Annotated in this window: 1 protein-coding gene; it reads left to right on the forward strand. The window is 70.2% G+C overall.

Annotated elements, in window-relative coordinates; all coding sequences use genetic code 11:
* Window positions 1-392 (forward strand): DUF8094 domain-containing protein (locus V2J85_RS41010; RefSeq protein ID WP_474064983.1); only part of this gene is annotated, 392 nt, incomplete at both ends.

Raw genomic sequence — 392 nt, forward strand, 5'->3', positions numbered from 1 at the left:
GGCCACTCCGGTGGAGCCGCAGAGCAAGGAACTGGTCGTCTCTCCGGCCGACTTGAGCACCGCGTACACGGAGTACCTCCAGAAGGGCACCCCGGACGTGTTCGCCCCCGGCACCGCGACCTCGGCGTGGCGCGACACGCGCCGTACGACCCGGCGGGCCGGGTTCTCCTACCAGTACGTCGACCAGCCGCTGACCGGCGGCACGTTCGGCCCGCTCGGGCTGCGCACCGAGGACGGCGGGGCGCTGGTCTTCTTCAGCAGCAAGCACTTCGAGCGGCAGGTCACGGCCCAGGGGCTGAAGCCGGAGGTCAACGCGGACGTCAAGGCGCTGATGACCGGCGAGGTCACCAACAGCCTCACCAAGGAGCGCGTCTCCAGCCAGCTGGTCCATG

It is taken from the genome of Streptomyces bugieae, from assembly GCF_036352915.1.
Lineage (GTDB): Bacteria > Actinomycetota > Actinomycetes > Streptomycetales > Streptomycetaceae > Streptomyces > Streptomyces endophytica.